The organism is Dellaglioa sp. CoH-56-MRSF-12, from assembly GCF_056782075.1.
Window position 1 is genome coordinate 139998 of record NZ_JBXAYD010000002.1, and the last position, 17926, is coordinate 157923.

A 17926-nucleotide genomic window follows, 5' to 3' on the forward strand; every position below is an offset into this window, starting at 1 on the left:
CTAAGAAATTATTCTTAGTTGAAACTTTTTTACTATAACCAATTACTTGGATTGATACGCCATTTATCCAATAATAATTTTTCATCAGAATTAATTTTTTCTTGTTCCTTAGCTACTTTAATAAGTGTTGAATAATTAGTTAATGTCTCAAAAGGTGTTTTAATATCAGCAAAATTTGTCGTACTTGCCGCTAGTTCATAACTAAAAATACCGATGACACCTAGAACATCAGCGCCTTCATTTTTTGCTGCATTAACTGCTTGAATAACACTTCCACCAGTTGAAATGAGATCATCAATTAAAATAGTTTTTTGTCCTTTGATTAATCGTCCTTCAATTTGTTGACCAGTACCATGATCTTTAGGCTTTGTTCTAACATAAATTAACGGTAAATTTAATTCATTAGCAATCCATGCTGCATGGGGTATTCCTGCAGTTGCCGTTCCTGCAATTACCTCTGTATCAGGATATTTTTCACGAATAATACCTGCTATGCCTTTAGCGATTCTAGTACGAATTTCAGGATAACTAATCGTTAACCGATTATCACAATAAATTGGACTTTTTAGTCCACTTGCCCAAATAAACGGCTTCTTTGGCGATAAAGTTACGGCACCAATCTCTAATAAATCACTGGCAACTGTCTCTGCTAAATTCATTTAAGCTTCCTCCCACATTTTTTTGATTGCTTGGTAAGCAGCAAACGGATCTACTGCTTGCGTTATTGATCGTCCGACAACGATGGCGCTACTTTGATTTCTTTTTGCAGCAGCTGGTGTCATTACTCTTTTTTGATCACTTACTGCCTGCCCTTCCAATCGTATTCCAGGTGTGACTGCCAAAAAGTTTTTGGAAGTTGCTTCCTTAATTATTTTAGCTTCTTGTGCTGAACAAACAACACCCGCTAATCCAGCTAATTCTGTTAACTTAGCGTAATTAACGACACTTTCAATTAATGGTCGTTCAACCAATTGTTCCGTTTCTAGTTGTTCTTGGCTGGTAGAAGTTAATTGTGTAATTGCGATTATTTTCGGCATTTTTATTGAGGAATTACCTTGGTCTAATCCATCTAATGCATATTTCATCATTTCAACGCCACCAGCCGCATGGACTGTTGTTAATGAAATACCTAGTCGACTTAAACTGGTCATAGTTTGCCGAACAGTATTTGGAATATCATGACATTTTAAATCAAGAAAAATGTCATGCCCCTGATCAATTAATTCTTCAACAAAACGAGTTCCTTCACTGTAAAACAATTCCATACCAACTTTAACAAATAGTTGTTCATCTTGAGGAAATAACTGTAAAAAATCTGTCGTTTGCATTCTATTCTGAAAATCTAAAGCAATGATAGGTCGATTAATCATTATCTACTCCCCTTAATTTTTATAGTGCTGCTACTGAAAATGACTGGCTTTCTAACGCTTGAATAAGTACATCAACAGTTTGTAAAGATGTAAACAATGGAATATGTTGCATTACTGATATTTTACGCGTTTGATAACCATATGATGCTTTATCGTGATCATCTGATAGTGTATCGATAACAAATTGAACGGTTCCAGTTTGTAACAAATTATTAATATCATCTAATTGTCGGTTAACGCTTAATGCCTCTGTACTGGTAAACGTTTTAATCTGATTATCTAAAAAGAAATCAACCATTTTTGGTAATGTTAAAACTTTGTAACCAAGTAAAACAAATCGTTGAACAAGTGGTAATATAGCATTTTTATTTTTGTCGTTAACATTTACTAATACGGAACCATTACCTGATAAACTAATATTAGCGGCTACTAATGCTTTGCAGAGTGCTTTAGAAAATGTTTGATCCGTTCCCATAACTTCCCCGGTTGATTTCATTTCTGGTCCTAGAAATGGATCAACATCATTCAATTTACTAAATGAGAACACAGGCGCTTTTACATGAACAGAACTAGATTCTGGGTATAAACCATCCTGGTAACCTTGTTCTTGCAAATCATAACCTAATATAATTTTAGTCGCTACCTGGGTCATTTTAATACCTGTTACTTTACTTAAAAATGGAACGGTACGACTGGCACGTGGATTAACTTCTAAAATATAAAGTTCATCTTGATGCACAATAAATTGAAGGTTCATTAATCCCACACATTTTAGTTCAAGTGCAATCTTTTTAGTTGCATTAACGATTTCTGCTTTAATCTTGTCTGATAGATGTTGTGATGGATATACAGCCATTGAGTCGCCTGAATGAATTCCAGCATGTTCAATATGCTCCATAATTCCTGGAATTAAGACAGAAACACCATCACAAATTGCATCTACTTCACACTCAATACCTTCAAGATAACTATCAATTAAGATTGGATGTTGTGGTGCGATTTTAACGTTATTTAGCAAATATAATTCGAGTTCAACCTGATTTTGAACAATCTCCATTGCACGTCCACCTAAAACATAGCTAGGTCTAACAAGAACGGGATAACCGATTTCTGTTGCTCGCTTAAGCACATCTTCTTGTGTTATTGCAGTCTTACCAATGGGTTGTTTTAATCCTAGATGCTTAATCGCTCGGTTGAATGACTCTCTATCCTCAGCACGATCCAAATTGTTAACAGACGTTCCTAATATTTTAATGCCATACTGTTGTAATCCCGCAGCAAGATTAATTGCTGTCTGTCCACCAAACTGAACGATTACACCTAAAGGTTTATCAACATCAATCACATTTAAAACATCTTCCAATGTTAATGGTTCAAAATATAATTTATCAGCGATTGAAAAATCAGTTGAAACGGTTTCTGGATTACTATTCATGATAATTGCTTCATATCCTGCGTCACGGATAGCTCTAACACAATGAACTGTTGCGTAATCAAATTCAACACCTTGACCAATTCTAATGGGACCAGAACCAATAACCATAATTGCTTGTTTTTTACTCTTTAAACTCTCATTCTCATGTTCGTACGTACTATAAAAGTATGGTGTGGCTGATTCAAATTCCGCAGCACAGGTATCAACCATTTTATAAACTGGAATAATATTATTTTCTATTCTAAACTTTCTAATATCCTCCGAAGTTTCGTGCCAAATATCAGCAATAACTTTATCACTAAAACCATGTTTTTTAGCTTCAATAAGGACGTCAATATCTTTAATATTGATACTTAGCGACATTTCAATTTCGACTATGTGTTTTAATTTATCCAAAAAGACTAAATTTATTTTTGTTAGTTTTTCAATTTCTTCAATTGTGTACCCGCGACGTATTGCTTCTGTTAAATAAAACAATCTCTGGTCAGTTGCATTAACCAACTGGTTTTCAAGTTGGGAGTCAGTTGCATTTTGAGCATTATCTAAGCACAAGTAATCTTCATCAATTTCTAAAGATCGAACTGCTTTTAACAAGCTTTCTTCCATATTACGACCAATTGCCATAACCTCACCAGTTGCCTTCATTTGCGTTCCAAGTGAACGATTTGCTCGATTGAACTTATCAAATGGCCAACGTGGTATTTTAGCAACAACGTAGTCCAATGCTGGTTCGAATTCAGCAAAAGTTGTTTTAGTCACTGGATTTAAAATCTCATCTAAATTCAATCCAACTGCTATTTTGGCAGCTATCTTCGCAATTGGGTATCCCGTTGCTTTTGAAGCTAATGCTGATGAACGACTTACACGCGGATTAACTTCTATAATATTATATTTAAAACTATGAGGATCTAGAGCAAGTTGTACATTACAACCACCTTCTATTTTTAAGGCCCTAATTAATTTCAAGGATACGTCTCGTAACATCTGATACTCTCTATCAGATAAGGTTTGAGTTGGTGCAAAGACAATAGAGTCTCCTGTATGAATACCAACAGGATCAAAATTTTCCATGCTACAAACAACAATTGCATTATCAGCGTGGTCTCGCATAACCTCAAATTCAATTTCCTTGTATCCTGCAATACTCTTTTCTATCAAGCATTGTGTTGTTGGTGATAGCTCTAATCCATTAACAACCGTTTTACTAAGTTCTTCAGCTGTTTTACATAGACCACCACCAGTCCCACCCATTGTAAATGCAGGTCTAACAATAACTGGGTATCCTGCAATATCTGCAAATTCTAGCGCACTCTCTAAGGTTTCAACAGTTAGTGATTCCGGAACGGGTTCATTTAACTCTTGCATTAATTGTTTAAATTGTTCACGATCTTCAGCTTGATCAATTGATTTTAATTTAGTACCTAATAATTCAATGTTTAATTCATCTAATATACCTGATTGAGACAATTCCATAGCTAAATTAAGGCCAATTTGACCACCTAAAGTTGGTACAATGGCATCTGGATACTCTTTACGTAAAATACCTGAAACTGATTCTACCGTTAAAGGTTCAATGTACACTTCGTCTGCAACTTCTTTATCCGTCATAATTGTAGCTGGATTGGAATTCACTAAAACAACTTCGTAACCCTCTTCTTTTAAAGATAAACAAGCTTGTGTACCAGAATAATCAAACTCTGCGGCCTGACCAATAATAATAGGACCAGATCCAAGAACCATTATTTTATGGATATCATTTCTCTTAGGCATATTTATTTTCTCCCAACTCGGTTTATCATTTCAATAAATTCATCAAATAAATAATCTGCATCATGTGGACCAGGCGCAGCATCCGGATGAAATTGGACACTAAATGCTGGATCAGTTTTATGTTTAATTCCTTCAACAGACTCGTCATTAATTTCACGATGTGTCACTATCAGTTTATCTGAATCGATAGAATCGCTATCCACCGCAAATCCATGATTTTGTGAGGTGAAATCAATTCGTCCAGTTGCAATTTCTCTAACCGGATGATTAAATCCACGATGTCCGAATTTCATTTTATATGTATCTGCACCGTTTGCTAGTGCTAGTAACTGATGTCCTAAACAAATACCAAAAATCGGAAATTTAGGTTGTATCATTTTGATCATCTCAACAACCTCCGGTAAAGTTTTGGGATCCCCTGGCCCATTCGATAATAGGACACCATCAGGTTGTAAATCAGATATTTGTTTTGCAGTTGCATTATACGGTAAAACAATTACGTTGCAATCACGCTTAGATAACTCTCGCAAAATACTGTGCTTTAACCCAAAATCGACTAATACAATGTTTAATTTTGTTCCAGGATTAGGATAGGGTTTAATCGTTGAAACTTGTTGGACGATATTTTGGTTGAGTACAGTTGCACTCATTGCATCAAAGGCATGATTTAAATCAGCATCGGAATCAATAATGCTTCCTTTCATCGTTCCTACATTTCGTAATTTCTTTGTTAATTCGCGTGTATCAATGCCATATATTCCAGGAATATCCTTCTGTTTTAAAAATTCATCTAAGGTTAATTGTTGACGCCAATTGCTAGAAACCCTAGCAACATTATTAACGATAACGCCCTTGCATGAAGGTTCTATTGATTCATAATCATCCAAATTAACACCATAATTACCAATAATAGGATTAGTAAACGTGATAATTTGATTACTGAATGATTGATCTGTAATCGTTTCTTGGTACCCTGTCATTCCAGTCGTAAAAACGACTTCGCCAGTAGTTGAGGCCATTGCTCCAAAACTAAATCCTTTAAAAATACTTCCGTCTTCTAAAATTAAGAATCGTTTCATGATTTACTCAACCTTTCGACTATCATATTTGATTTCACCGCTAACTAGCGTTAACATTGTTTTCCCATAAATTTTTTGCCCTGTAAAAGGACTATTTTTACCTTTTGAGACATAATCTGCTTCATTAATTGTTTGCTCATTTTTGATATCAAAAATTGCAATATCTGCTACTGAACCAGGCTCAAACGTACCACCATTTAGATTAAACTGTTTGGCTGGCGCTTCACTCATTAGAACAATAAGTTGGGCTAATGTTAAAATCCCTGTTTTAACCATTCTTGTATATAACAACGGAAAGGCCGTTTCACTTCCAGTTATACCAAAAGCGGCATTAAGCATGCTACCGCGTTTTTCATCTTCACTATGTGGTGCATGATCTGTCGCAATCATATCGATTGTGCCATCTAATAATCCCTCGATCAAAGCTAGGCGATCTTCTTCAGTTCGTAATGGGGGGTTCATTTTAAAATTACCATTATCCATATGAATGTCTGAATCCGTTAATAATAAATGATGTGGTGAAACTTCACAGGAAACATTAATTCCATGACTCTTAGCAAGTCGAATTAATTCCACACTTTCTTTTGTAGAAACGTGACACATATGATAGTGAACACCCGTTTTTTGTGCAAGCATTAAATCTCGGGCTAATTGTGATGATTCTACAACCCCCATAATACCAGGTAGCCCTAGATTTTTTGCACGAACACCTTCGTTCATGACGCCACCAAATAATAATGAGTTATCTTCAACATGAGAGACAAGTGGTAAATTAACCTTTACTGCTTCTTTCATTGCAAGATACATTGTTCCAGCTGTCTGAATACCTGAGCCATCATTTGTAAAGGCGAATGCCCCGGCTTTTTTTAATTCTCCAAAATTTACTAATTCTTCAGAAGTTCTACCTTTGGTAATTGCAGCATATTGGGAAATATGTACTTGTCCGTCTTTTTGATTACGTCGCTTTATTTCAGCAAAATGTTCTAACGTATCAGGAACAGGATCTAAATTAGGCATGGCTCCTACTGTGGTAAAACCACCTCGGGCAGCGGCCTGACTTCCTGTCTTAATCGTCTCTTTGTATTCAAATCCAGGTTCCCTGTAATGGACATGAACGTCAATTAACCCGGGTACAACAATTAAATGTTCTGCATCAATAACTAAATCAACATTTAACAGTTCATCAGCTAAATTAGTGCCAATTGCTTTAATTTTGTCGTCTTCAATCAAGATATCTTGTTGGCTAAAACTATGATTCAAAAAAACGGTTCCGTTTTTAATTAATTTCTTCATGCTCTATTAGCCTCCATTAAATGACGTCCGTTAATGACAGCTTCTAAAATGGCCATTCTAACAAATACCCCATTCGTCATTTGTTTTACAAATCGTGATTGTTCACATTCAACTAATTCACTGGCTAATTCTACATCTCTATTAATCGGACCCGGATGCATAATAATTGTTTGTTTTTTTAATTTTTTACCGCGTTCAATACTTAATCCAAATTTTTCATGATAATTCTTTTTCGAAAATTTACTATCATCCGTATGACGCTCATGTTGGACACGTAGCATCATCATAACATCAACTTCACCAACTAATTCGTCCATTTCTAAATACTGACCGTATGCTTCAAATTCTTCAGAAAACCATTCCTTTGGACCTGAAAAGTATAATGAAGCACCTAATTTTTTTAATAATTGCATATTACTTTTAGCAACTCTCGAATTAGTTAAATCTCCTACAATTGCAACTTTTAAGTCTTTAAATGTCCCAAACTCTTCTTTAATCGTCATCATATCGAGTAAACATTGTGAAGGATGTTGTCCACTCCCATCTCCACCATTGATAATACCAACTCCCAAATCATTATCACCAATTAATTGTTGATAATATTCATTCTCAGGATGGCGGATAACTGCGATTTGAGTCCCAATAGCACCCATTGTTAAAACAGTATCGTATAAAGTTTCACCTTTACTGAGTGCACTAATACTTGGATTAAATGAGACAATGTTTAATTTCATACGTTGCTCAGCTACTTCAAAGCTACTATGTGTTCTGGTACTATTTTCAAAAAATAAATTTGTTGTAAAGATAGGATGTTTTAAGTTAAATAATGACGGATTTCGTTTAAACTTTTCAGCTCTTTCAATTAATGCTTCAACTTCTTCTGTAGATAGATCCTCGATTGATACTAAATGTTGTAACTGAACTAAATTTGTCTTTTTATCTAACAAAATATCATCTCCTATTATTTTTCGCTTTTAGCTTCTTTAGGTAAAATAAGGTTTAGTGCAATACCTACTACTGTTGCAAGTGCAATACTTGTTAATTGTAAATCGCCTACTTTTAAGTACATGCCACCAATTCCTAACACTAGGATACTGGCAGTAATCATCAGATTATGCTTTTTATCATAATCAATTTGATTATCGATTAAGATTCTTAACCCACTTGAAGCAATAACACCAAAGAGTAGAAAACTAATACCACCAATAACTGGTCCTGGAATACTTTGAATCAAAGCACTAATTTTTCCAACGAAACTAAAGACAATGGCGAAGAATGCGGCGCCACCAATCACCCAAATACTATGAACCTTAGTCATGGCTAAAACACCAATATTTTCACCGTACGAAGTTGTTGGAGGACCTCCAACAAATCCAGCAATAATTGATGATACACCATCACCGAAAAGGGTTCTATTTAGTCCAGGATCCTTGAAAAAGTTTCTTTTCGTTAATTTATTTAAAACCATTATATGACCCATATGCTCAGTCATTGTGACAAATGCGATTGGTGCCATACCAATAATGGCGCTCCAATAAATTTTAGGTTGGTAATTTATAAATGCAACATCGAATGCAGGTAATGTAAGCCAATTTGCCTTTTCTACCGTAGAAAAATCAACGATTCCACATAAGACGGCCATAATGTAGCCACAGACAATTCCTAATAAAATGGGAATTAAACTAATGAATCCTTTAAGATACATATTGAAAAATATTGTAATGGCCAGGGTGAAGATTGCGACCCAAACATATTTAATATCATAAGTACCCGATTTTAACATCGCGTTACTTGCTGCTGTTGTTGCCATAGATAATCCGATGACCATGACAACTGGCCCCACGACAACTGGTGGTAAAATACGATCAAGCCAACCTGAACCAACTTTTCCGATAATAATTGAAACAATCAGATAAACTAATCCAGCTGCAATCGTTCCTTGAGCAACCGCCGGATAACCGGATGTTTTCATTAACATTTGCATAACCGCAATAAAAGCAAAACTTGAACCAAGGTAAGCTGGAATTTTACCATTTGTAATTCCGATATAAACCAAAGTACCTACACCTGAACTAAATAAAGCAATACTTGGGTTCAAACCGACTAGAATAGGTACTAAAACTGTTGCTCCAAACATCGTGAACAAATGTTGAATTGATAATCCCATCCATTGCCCAAATGATGGTCTATCATGGATATCAAGTACAGCATCATCATTTCTAAACTTTTCTTTCATTTTCTCATTTCCTTTCTATATAAAAAACGCACCTCTATAGAGAGATGCGTTCGAAGTTGAAATCTAGTTTGGGCCTACGTTATTCCCTAATAGATTTCTAAATCGTTTGCTCTCTCTGGAACATCTTAACGATTTATTATTTAATTCTTTCAATTTCAATTGAGTCTTTGCCATCAATTTCTTCTACTGAAACTGATACTTGTTCATCTGACGAGGTAGGAATATTTTTCCCAACATAATCAGCTCTTATTGGTAATTCTCTATGGCCTCGATCAACAAGAACGGCTAAATTAATAGTTTGAGGTCTTCCTTGATCCATTAAAGCATCAAGTGCAGCTCTAATTGTACGTCCAGTATATAAAACATCATCAATTAATATAACTTGCTTACCTGTAATATCAAAATCAATTTGTTCACCTTGCGTATTAACAGTTGGTTCATTACCTAAACTTGCATCATGTCGGTCATCACGATAAAGTGCAATATCTAGTGAACCCACTGAAACATCAGCACCTTCAAGTTGTTTTAAGCGATCCGCAATTCGTCTTGCTAAATAGATGCCTCTTGTTTTGATTCCAATCAGTACCAGATTATCAATACCTTTATTCTTTTCAATAATTTCGTATGTCATTCTGGTTAAAGCACGTTTCATACCTAACGAATCTACTACTTCTTTTGCCATCTAGTATTCCTCCTTTTTTCCAATAAAAAAGCCCCCTAATCTAAAAATACTTAGACTAAGAGGCAGACTTCTAGAAAAGAAATCTATTCGCACATTACCTTTTAGTCTCACAGGACTATTTTAAAGGAACTTTATTGATTTTCATGTTACCTGATAGCGTTTGTTTTGTCAAGATAATCCAGCGTACTTTTAAAAATAGGTGGGATTGGTACTTCAAAAATAAGCTCTTTACCCGTTGTTGGATGCTTAAATCCAAGCTTAGCTGCATGTAAAAATTGACCATGCCCTTTAATTGTTTTACGTGACCCATATAAGGGATCACCTACAACTGGGTGCCCAATATATTGCATGTGAACACGAATTTGATGTGTACGACCTGTTTCTAACTGACACTTAATAAGTGAGTAGTTTTCATAATTTTTTTCCACTTTAAAATGTGTCACTGCTGGACGTCCATCTTTAACAACCGCTTGCTTCATACGATCTTTTGGTGAACGACCGAGTGGTGCTTTAATAATTCCTGATTCTTCTTTAATCGGTTGGTGTACTAAAGCAATATATTCACGAATATTCGTTTTTGCTTTCAATTGAGCAGCTAATGATTGATGTGCTTTATCATTTTTAGCAACCATTAAAAGTCCAGAAGTATCCTTATCAATTCGATGAACAATTCCTGGTCTAAAGGCACCATTAATTGTTGATAAAGGACTATGGAATAATAATGCATTAACTAATGTACCATCTGCATGCCCCGGTGATGGATGAACAACCATACCTTGCGGTTTATTCACAACAATAACATCATCATCTTCATAAACAATGTCTAATGGGATATCTTGTGGTATTAAATCTAACTCAACTGGTTCAGGTTCTACTAAATTAATTTTATCTCCTGGTTGGACGGCATATTTAGTCTTTTCTGTTTTACCATTAACTAAAATATCGCCACTTTCAATCCAGCGTTGTACTTTTGATCTAGATATTTCAGGCATTAACTTCGCAATAACCTTATCGAGACGTCCTGTCTCATCTTGAATTACTAATTCTGTCATTTATCGTCTTCCTTTAAAACAATTATTAATAAAATGATAACGCCAACTGTTAACGCAGTATCCGCCACGTTAAAAATTGGAAAGTTAACAAAATCTGTTTGAAACATATCAACAACATAACCAAATCTCAATCGATCAATAAAGTTGCCTAATGTTCCAGCAATCATCAATGTAATGCTGAACTTATAGCCCATGTTTGTTCTATATTTATAAAAGTAATAAATCATTAATCCTAATGCTAAAACAGAAACAATAAAAAAGAACCATTGTTTTCCAGCCAGTAAACTCCAAGCTGCACCATCGTTTCTAATATTAGCAATCGATAAAAAATTAGGTATAACTGTTTGACTCGTGTTCAACGCAATATTAGCTGAAACCACGTATTTCACTACTTGATCTACAACTAAAATAATTATTGCTAATAATGCATATAAAATCATATTAAATCCTCTTAATTCTTAATTAATATAACCCTGAAATTAGGCCATTATCGTCAATATCCATATGATTTGCAGCTGGATCTTTAGGTAATCCAGGCATCGTTAGGACATTTCCAGTTAGTGCAACTAAGAAACGCGATCCTAATTTAGGATTAAATTCACGTATATGAATTGTAAATTCCGTAGGTGCTCCTAACAGTTTAGCATTATCTGACAATGAATACTGTGTTTTTGCCATACAAATAGGTAATTTATCCCATCCCAATTCTTTAAACTGACGTAATTGCTGTTTTGCTTTAGGTGCATATTCAACTTTAGCGCCACCATAAATCGTTTTAACAATTTTTTCAATTTTAGTTTCAGCAGAATCATCAGCCTCGTACAATGCTTTAAATTCATGAATCTCATTCGTTGTTTCAATCACCTTTTTTGCTAAATCAAGAGCACCGGCACCACCTTGTCCCCAAACATCTGCAGGTATAGCGGAAACACCAATTTCAGAGGTAAGTTCAATCAAAGTTTGGACTTCAAGATCTGTATCAGCAGTAAACTTGTTAATAGCAACAACAACTGGAATGCCATAACGCTGCATACTTTCAACATGCTTCTTTAAATTAACAAATCCTGCTTTTAAAGCAGCAACATTTTCAGTATTCAATTCAGTTTTAGCAACTCCGCCATGCATTTTCAAAGCGCGGATTGTAGCAACAAGAACAATTGTATCAGGTGTCTTACCTAAGATTGGTGTTTTGATATCAAGAAATTTTTCAGCACCTAAGTCAGCCCCAAATCCCGCTTCCGTAATTGCATAGTCGCCCAATTGTAAGGCAGTTTGTGTTGCAAGAACACTATTACAGCCATGTGCGATATTAGCAAAAGGTCCGCCGTGAATAATGGCAGGTGTATGCTCTAAAGTCTGAACTAAATTAGGTTTAATTGCATCTTTTAATAACAAACTAATTGCACCAGTTACACCTAAATCAGCAACTGTAATTGGTTTTTTATCTATATTGTATGCTACAACAATATCACTGATTCTTGATTTTAGATCTTTAATATCTTTTGACAAACACAAAATAGCCATTAATTCACTGGCAACTGTAATATCAAATCCATCTTCTCTAGGTATCCCTTGCATTGGGCCACCAAGGCCTACTACAACATGGCGTAATGCACGATCGTTAATATCAAGTACTCGTTTCCAAATGATACGTCTTTGATCAATTTTTAAATCGTTACCTTGCTGAATATGATTATCAATCAAAGCAGCAAGTGTATTATTTGCAGTTGTTAAAGCATGCATATCACCTGTAAAGTGTAAATTAATATCTTCCATTGGGACAACTTGAGAATAACCACCACCAGTTGCGCCACCCTTCATCCCCATAACAGGACCTAAAGAAGGTTCTCTGAGAGCAATCATAACTTTCTCATTCAAACGATGCATAGCATCCCCTAAACCAACTGTTACGGTTGATTTACCTTCTCCAGCTGGAGTGGGACTAATTGCTGTAACGAGAATTAACTTAGAATTTTTATTTTTAGGTAAATCTAAAGGTAAGTTTATTTTTGCCTTAAAATTACCATATGGTTCAATATCAGTTTTTTTCAAACCAATCTCGTTAGCTACTTCTTCGATTGGTTTCATCACGTTTTTTTGTGCAATTTCTATATCGTTCAAATTGATCATCCCTTCATATTAAGTTCTTTTAAGTATAACTGAGAAAACTGCGATTGTCATTAGTTGCACTACTGGTTAAAGTTACCTATACTGTAGAAGTACTTAAACTTTACGACCAATTTTGGGAGGCGTTTGATATGGAATCTGGCATTGTTGAATGGTTTAGCGCACAAAAAGGTTATGGATTCATTGCTTATGGTGATGAAAAAGAGATATTTGTCCATTATACCGCTATACAATCTGACGCATTTAAAGTACTTGGAACTGGTCAAAATGTAACATTTGAAATTAAAGAAGGTAGCCGTGGTTTACAGGCCGCAAATGTTTCAATTGTCACTAATTAATCTGTCATAAACTCATAAAACGTTCATGCTTACTTGTACTATAAGTAAACATGAACGTTTTTTTATTTTAGATTCGCCCTATAACCAATATCCATTCTGTAAAATGTTTTGTGTGCTTCAAAATCAGCAATTAACTGATAAAGTTTCTGTTGTGCATCTGCCATGTCTACGCCTGATTCATGCATAATATAAATGCGTCCACCTGCACTAACTAATTTCTTATCAACTAATTTTACACCTGCAAAATCAATTCTGTTGGAAAGTGACTTAAAGTCACTTAAATTGGGTAATGTAATATTTTTTTCAGGATTTTCTGGATACCCATCAGCGGCAATAACGACACCTAGAGTGATTCCCTCTGTTTCCCATTGTAAAGATGGACTTTCATGCTGCAATAATTTTGAAATAACTAATGCAAAATCCGTTTTTAATCTTGGTAATACGACTTCAGTTTCGGGGTCGCCAAACCGAACATTGTATTCAATTACTTTTGGACCGTCTTTAGTTAAAATTACTCCCACATATAAAATACCTGTGAATGGAATACCACGTTTCATCATTTCATCCGCTGTTGGCTGAACAATTTTTTCAATTGATTCCGTAACAACATCTTCTGAAATTTGTGGAACTGGACAATATGCGCCCATTCCGCCGGTATTAGGACCATTATCTCCCTCAAATGCCCGTTTATGGTCTTGAGAAATTGGCATCGGATAAACTTTATCTCGATCAATAAATGCCATCAATGAAAATTCTTCACCCTCAAGGTACTCTTCAATTAATACTTCTGTTGTATTAAATTGTTGTTGGACTAAAAATGAACGCAAAGCATCAGTTGCTTCTGATAGATCTTGAGCAATAATAACGCCCTTACCACCAGCTAATCCATTTGCTTTAATAACTATTGGGAATGATTGGTGCGTCATATAATCTAATGCAGTCTGGTAATCGGTAAATGTCTGATAGTTAGCTGTCGGGATATTGGCTGACGCCATAACTTGTTTCGCAAATTCCTTTGACCCCTCTAACTGGGCAGCGGCTTTTGAAGGCCCATATATAACTAGGTTTTCTTCACGAAAAAAATCAGTTATGCCATCTATCAGTGGAATTTCTGGTCCAACAAAAGTCCAATCAATGTCATTTTCACGGACAAAGGTTGTCATGCCAATCCAATTAGTGATATCAATACCCACAGATTTAATCCCGTTGTTATTCATCCCAGGGTTTCCGGGTAAACAGTAAACATCTGAGACAGTATCACTTTCAATAAATTTACGTGCGATGGCATGTTCACGTCCGCCAGAACCAATAACTAAAATTTTCATTATTTAAAATAATCCTTTCATAGGTTAAAAAGATAGACTCATTTTAACAATTTAATGTTTGAAATGACGACGGCCACTAAATACCATAGCAATATTTTTGCGATTAGCCATATCAATTGACTCTTGGTCTTTAATTGACCCTCCCGGTTGAATAATTGCCGTAATACCATGATCAGCAGCATATTCAACACTATCATCCATTGGGAAGTAAGCATCTGAAGCTAAGACAAATGGTTCTACCATCCCATGTTCTAGTGCTTGCTCTAACGCAATTTTAACCGATCCGACACGGTTCATTTGACCCGCACCAATTCCAAGTGTTTGATCCTTAGTTGCAATTACAATCGCATTACTCTTAACATGCTTCACAATTCTTTGAGCGAATAATATTGCTTCTTTTTCATCACTTGTTGGTAATTTTTCAGTTACCGTTTTTAATTCTTCCATTTGGTCAATGACTTGATCACGTTCTTGAACAAGTAAGCCACCCATCACTGAGACATATTCATATTTATCAGCTTGGTCCTTTTGACTGAAATCAATTGTCATAACACGAAGATTTTTCTTCTTAGCTAAAATATCATATGCAGCATCTGTGAAGTTTGGTGCGATAATAATTTCAAGGAATAAATGATGTAATTCAGTTGCTGTTTCTAAATCAACTTCACGATTTAAGGCAATAATGCCTCCGAAAATTGACGTTTTATCAGCATCAAATGCTTTTTTCCATGCAGCATTAATCGTTTCTCCAGTACCAACCCCACAAGGATTCATATGTTTCATCGCAACGACAGCAGGTTGCTTAAATTCTGAGACAACTTTTAAAGCAGCGTCGGCATCTTTAATATTGTTATACGATAACTCTTTACCATGTAATTGTTTAGCGGCAGCAATCGAAAAAGCATTTGGTAAAGCTGATTGATAGAAAGCCGCTTTTTGATGTGCATTTTCACCATAACGCATTCCTTGTTTGAAATCATATGTTAATGACAATTTTTCAGGAAATTCAATTTCTAATTCTTTTGTTAAATAAGATGATATTAAAGTATCATATGCAGCCGTGTGTCTAAACGCTTTAGCTGCTAATTGTCGACGAAACTGATTATCCATTTTATCATCATCGAGTTTATCTAAAACAGACGGATAATCAGCTTTATCGACAACAACATAAACAGATTCAAAATTTTTGGCAGCAGAACGCAACATTGAAGGCCCACCAATATCGATTTGCTCAATAGCTTCTGACTCAGTAATACCAGGTTTTTCAATCGTTTCTTTAAAGGGATATAAGTTTACACAAACTAAATCGATTAAGGCAATATGTTCTTCTTCTAATTTAGCCATATGAGCTGGATTGTCACGCCTTGCTAATAACCCACCATGAATCATTGGGTGTAATGTTTTAACTCGTCCATCAAGCATTTCTGGAAAGTGAGTCACATCTTCAATTCTAATTACAGCGATATCGGCATCCTTTAAAATATTAAACGTACCACCAGTTGAAATAATTTCAAATCCACGTTTGATTAATCCCTGAGCGAAGTCTGCAACACCAGTTTTATCAGATACACTTATCAAAGCTCTTTTCATCTTATTAATCTCCCTTTTTATTGTTTAATAAATTTAGAATCACCTTTGGATATAGTTGGTGTTCAACATCATGAATCTTACTTTCCAATTGTTCAAGTGTTTCATTTGGTAAAATAGGAATACTTTGTTGCGCTATAATTGGCCCCGTATCAACACCTTCGTCAATGTAGTGTATCGTCACACCAGTTACACTAACACCTGCCTTATACGCATCCTCAATTCCATGAATACCTGGAAAAAGGGGTAACATTGCGGGATGAATATTAATAATTTCCATCGGATACTTACTCAATAATGTACTTGTAATCACACGCATATAACCCGCCAATAAAATGGTGTCGATTTGATACTTAGCTAATTCATTAACAATCACTTGTTCATAATGACTACGATTTTCAAAGTCTTTAGGTTGAATAATAAAGGTTGGAATTCCTCTACGTGCTGCCTTTTTAATGACAGCCGCTTTTGGTCGATCACAAACTAAAACTTCAATTTCTAATCCTGCATCTTTTAATGCCTGATTATCTGCAATAAATTCAAAATTAGAACCGGTCCCTGATGCAAAAATTGCTACTTTGACCATTTTATTTACCTACCAATTCGACCGTTTGATCAGTATTTTTAATTTCTATACTGCCTATTTCATAAGCGTGTACAGTTTCTTTATTTAATTGTGTCAGCACCTGTTCAACGTTAGCTTTATCAACAGCCAAAACCATTCCAATACCCATATTAAAAATTTCATACATCTCTGAATGGGGTATCTCACCGTATCTAGAGATGGCATCAAAAATTGGTAGTACTGGCCATAATCCTAGATTAATTGTTGCTTTTAGCCCTTCTGGTAACATTCTTGGTATATTTTCAATAAAGCCACCACCTGTAATATGTGCTGCGCCTTTAATCAAATTATCTTGAAATAAAGGAATCAGATCATCTACATAAATTTTTGTTGGTGTCATTAATATTTCAGCAAGTGATTCATTAGGTATTTCTGGTAAAGCTTCATCTAAATTAAAAGCCATGTCTTCAAGAAATATCTTTCTAACAAGTGAGAATCCATTTGAATGAATACCGGTTGACGAAATTCCAATTAAAATGTCATTTTCTTGAATTGAATGACCATCTATTAATTGACTTTTTTCAACAACACCAACCGCAAATCCGGCCATATCATAATGTGTTTTTTGATACATCCCTGGCATTTCAGCTGTTTCACCACCAATAAGATTCATATGTGCTGTTTGACATCCTTTAATTACCCCAGAAATAATACTTTCAATTTTTTGAGGTTCAGTTTTGCCAGTCGCTAAGTAGTCCAAAAAGTATAGAGGCGTTGCACCCTGAGCAACAATGTCATTAACACACATAGCCACACAATCAATCCCAATTGTGTCATGTCGATTTGTTTCAAAGGCAACCATCAATTTGGTGCCAACGCCATCAGTACCTGAAACCATAAGTGGCTCTATAATACCTAATCGACTGAGATCAAAGAGTCCTCCAAATCCACCAACTGAACTTGTTTCATTTACCAGTGACATTTGTTTATTAATTCGATTAACGACGTCATACCCTGCATTCACATCAACACCCGATTTTTGATAAGCATTTACCATTTTGAAGTCC

At 35.2% G+C, this 17926-nt stretch carries 16 protein-coding genes; 1 reads left to right on the forward strand and 15 read right to left on the reverse strand.

What is annotated here, in order from left to right; genetic code table 11:
- Positions 1 to 32: 32 nt before the first annotated feature.
- From pyrE to AC1RPY_RS02520, 11 genes are all read right to left on the reverse strand, one after another.
- Positions 33 to 659, reverse strand: coding sequence for an orotate phosphoribosyltransferase (gene pyrE, locus AC1RPY_RS02470; RefSeq protein WP_481761315.1), 627 nt, complete (start codon positions 657 to 659; stop codon positions 33 to 35).
- Positions 660 to 1373: an orotidine-5'-phosphate decarboxylase gene (gene pyrF / locus AC1RPY_RS02475; protein ID WP_481761408.1), complete on the reverse strand. Its 714-nt coding sequence runs from the start codon at positions 1371 to 1373 to the stop codon at positions 660 to 662.
- 16 nt (positions 1374 to 1389) lie between these two features.
- Positions 1390 to 4575 (reverse strand): carbamoyl-phosphate synthase large subunit, encoded by a 3186-nt coding sequence (gene carB / locus AC1RPY_RS02480; RefSeq protein ID WP_481761314.1) that lies wholly within the window; start codon positions 4573 to 4575, stop codon positions 1390 to 1392.
- 2 nt (positions 4576 to 4577) lie between these two features.
- Entirely contained in the window at positions 4578 to 5654 is a 1077-nt protein-coding gene (locus AC1RPY_RS02485) for a carbamoyl phosphate synthase small subunit (protein WP_481761313.1), read from the reverse strand.
- A gap of 3 nt (positions 5655 to 5657) precedes the next feature.
- Positions 5658 to 6947, reverse strand: coding sequence for a dihydroorotase (locus tag AC1RPY_RS02490; RefSeq protein ID WP_481761312.1), 1290 nt, complete (start codon positions 6945 to 6947; stop codon positions 5658 to 5660).
- Positions 6944 to 7894, reverse strand: coding sequence for an aspartate carbamoyltransferase catalytic subunit (locus tag AC1RPY_RS02495; RefSeq protein WP_481761311.1), 951 nt, complete (start codon positions 7892 to 7894; stop codon positions 6944 to 6946). Before AC1RPY_RS02495 ends, AC1RPY_RS02490 begins: the two co-directional genes overlap by 4 nt.
- Before the next feature lie 14 nt (positions 7895 to 7908).
- Positions 7909 to 9183: a solute carrier family 23 protein gene (locus tag AC1RPY_RS02500; protein WP_481761310.1), complete on the reverse strand. Its 1275-nt coding sequence runs from the start codon at positions 9181 to 9183 to the stop codon at positions 7909 to 7911.
- Between the two features lie 136 nt (positions 9184 to 9319).
- Complete coding sequence (pyrR, locus tag AC1RPY_RS02505) at positions 9320 to 9865, reverse strand: bifunctional pyr operon transcriptional regulator/uracil phosphoribosyltransferase PyrR (protein ID WP_481761309.1); 546 nt, start codon at positions 9863 to 9865, stop codon at positions 9320 to 9322.
- A 146-nt stretch (positions 9866 to 10011) separates the two neighbouring features.
- Positions 10012 to 10917 carry an RluA family pseudouridine synthase gene (locus AC1RPY_RS02510; RefSeq protein ID WP_409022551.1) on the reverse strand — a complete coding sequence of 302 codons (906 nt, stop codon included), beginning with the start codon at positions 10915 to 10917 and terminating at the stop codon, positions 10012 to 10014.
- Positions 10914 to 11357 carry a signal peptidase II gene (gene lspA, locus AC1RPY_RS02515; protein ID WP_481761308.1) on the reverse strand — a complete coding sequence of 148 codons (444 nt, stop codon included), beginning with the start codon at positions 11355 to 11357 and terminating at the stop codon, positions 10914 to 10916. Before lspA ends, AC1RPY_RS02510 begins: the two co-directional genes overlap by 4 nt.
- 22 nt (positions 11358 to 11379) lie before the next feature.
- Positions 11380 to 13038, reverse strand: coding sequence for a formate--tetrahydrofolate ligase (locus AC1RPY_RS02520; RefSeq protein WP_481761307.1), 1659 nt, complete (start codon positions 13036 to 13038; stop codon positions 11380 to 11382).
- A gap of 137 nt (positions 13039 to 13175) precedes the next feature.
- Between AC1RPY_RS02520 and AC1RPY_RS02525 the strand changes: the two genes are divergently transcribed.
- Complete coding sequence (locus AC1RPY_RS02525; protein WP_409022794.1) at positions 13176 to 13382, forward strand: cold shock domain-containing protein; 207 nt, start codon at positions 13176 to 13178, stop codon at positions 13380 to 13382.
- Between the two features lie 62 nt (positions 13383 to 13444).
- Here AC1RPY_RS02525 and purD read toward each other — a convergent pair whose 3' ends face one another.
- Genes purD through purM form a run of 4 tightly spaced genes read right to left on the reverse strand, consistent with a single transcriptional unit; the run spans position 13445 to position 17916 of the window.
- Positions 13445 to 14707 (reverse strand): phosphoribosylamine--glycine ligase, encoded by a 1263-nt coding sequence (gene purD, locus AC1RPY_RS02530; RefSeq protein WP_481761306.1) that lies wholly within the window; start codon positions 14705 to 14707, stop codon positions 13445 to 13447.
- Positions 14708 to 14758: 51 nt separating this feature from the next.
- Entirely contained in the window at positions 14759 to 16297 is a 1539-nt protein-coding gene (purH, locus tag AC1RPY_RS02535; RefSeq protein ID WP_481761305.1) for a bifunctional phosphoribosylaminoimidazolecarboxamide formyltransferase/IMP cyclohydrolase, read from the reverse strand.
- A 4-nt stretch (positions 16298 to 16301) separates the two neighbouring features.
- Positions 16302 to 16880 carry a phosphoribosylglycinamide formyltransferase gene (gene purN, locus AC1RPY_RS02540; RefSeq protein ID WP_481761304.1) on the reverse strand — a complete coding sequence of 193 codons (579 nt, stop codon included), beginning with the start codon at positions 16878 to 16880 and terminating at the stop codon, positions 16302 to 16304.
- A gap of 1 nt (position 16881) precedes the next feature.
- Complete coding sequence (purM, locus tag AC1RPY_RS02545) at positions 16882 to 17916, reverse strand: phosphoribosylformylglycinamidine cyclo-ligase (RefSeq protein ID WP_481761303.1); 1035 nt, start codon at positions 17914 to 17916, stop codon at positions 16882 to 16884.
- Positions 17917 to 17926: the final 10 nt, after the last annotated feature.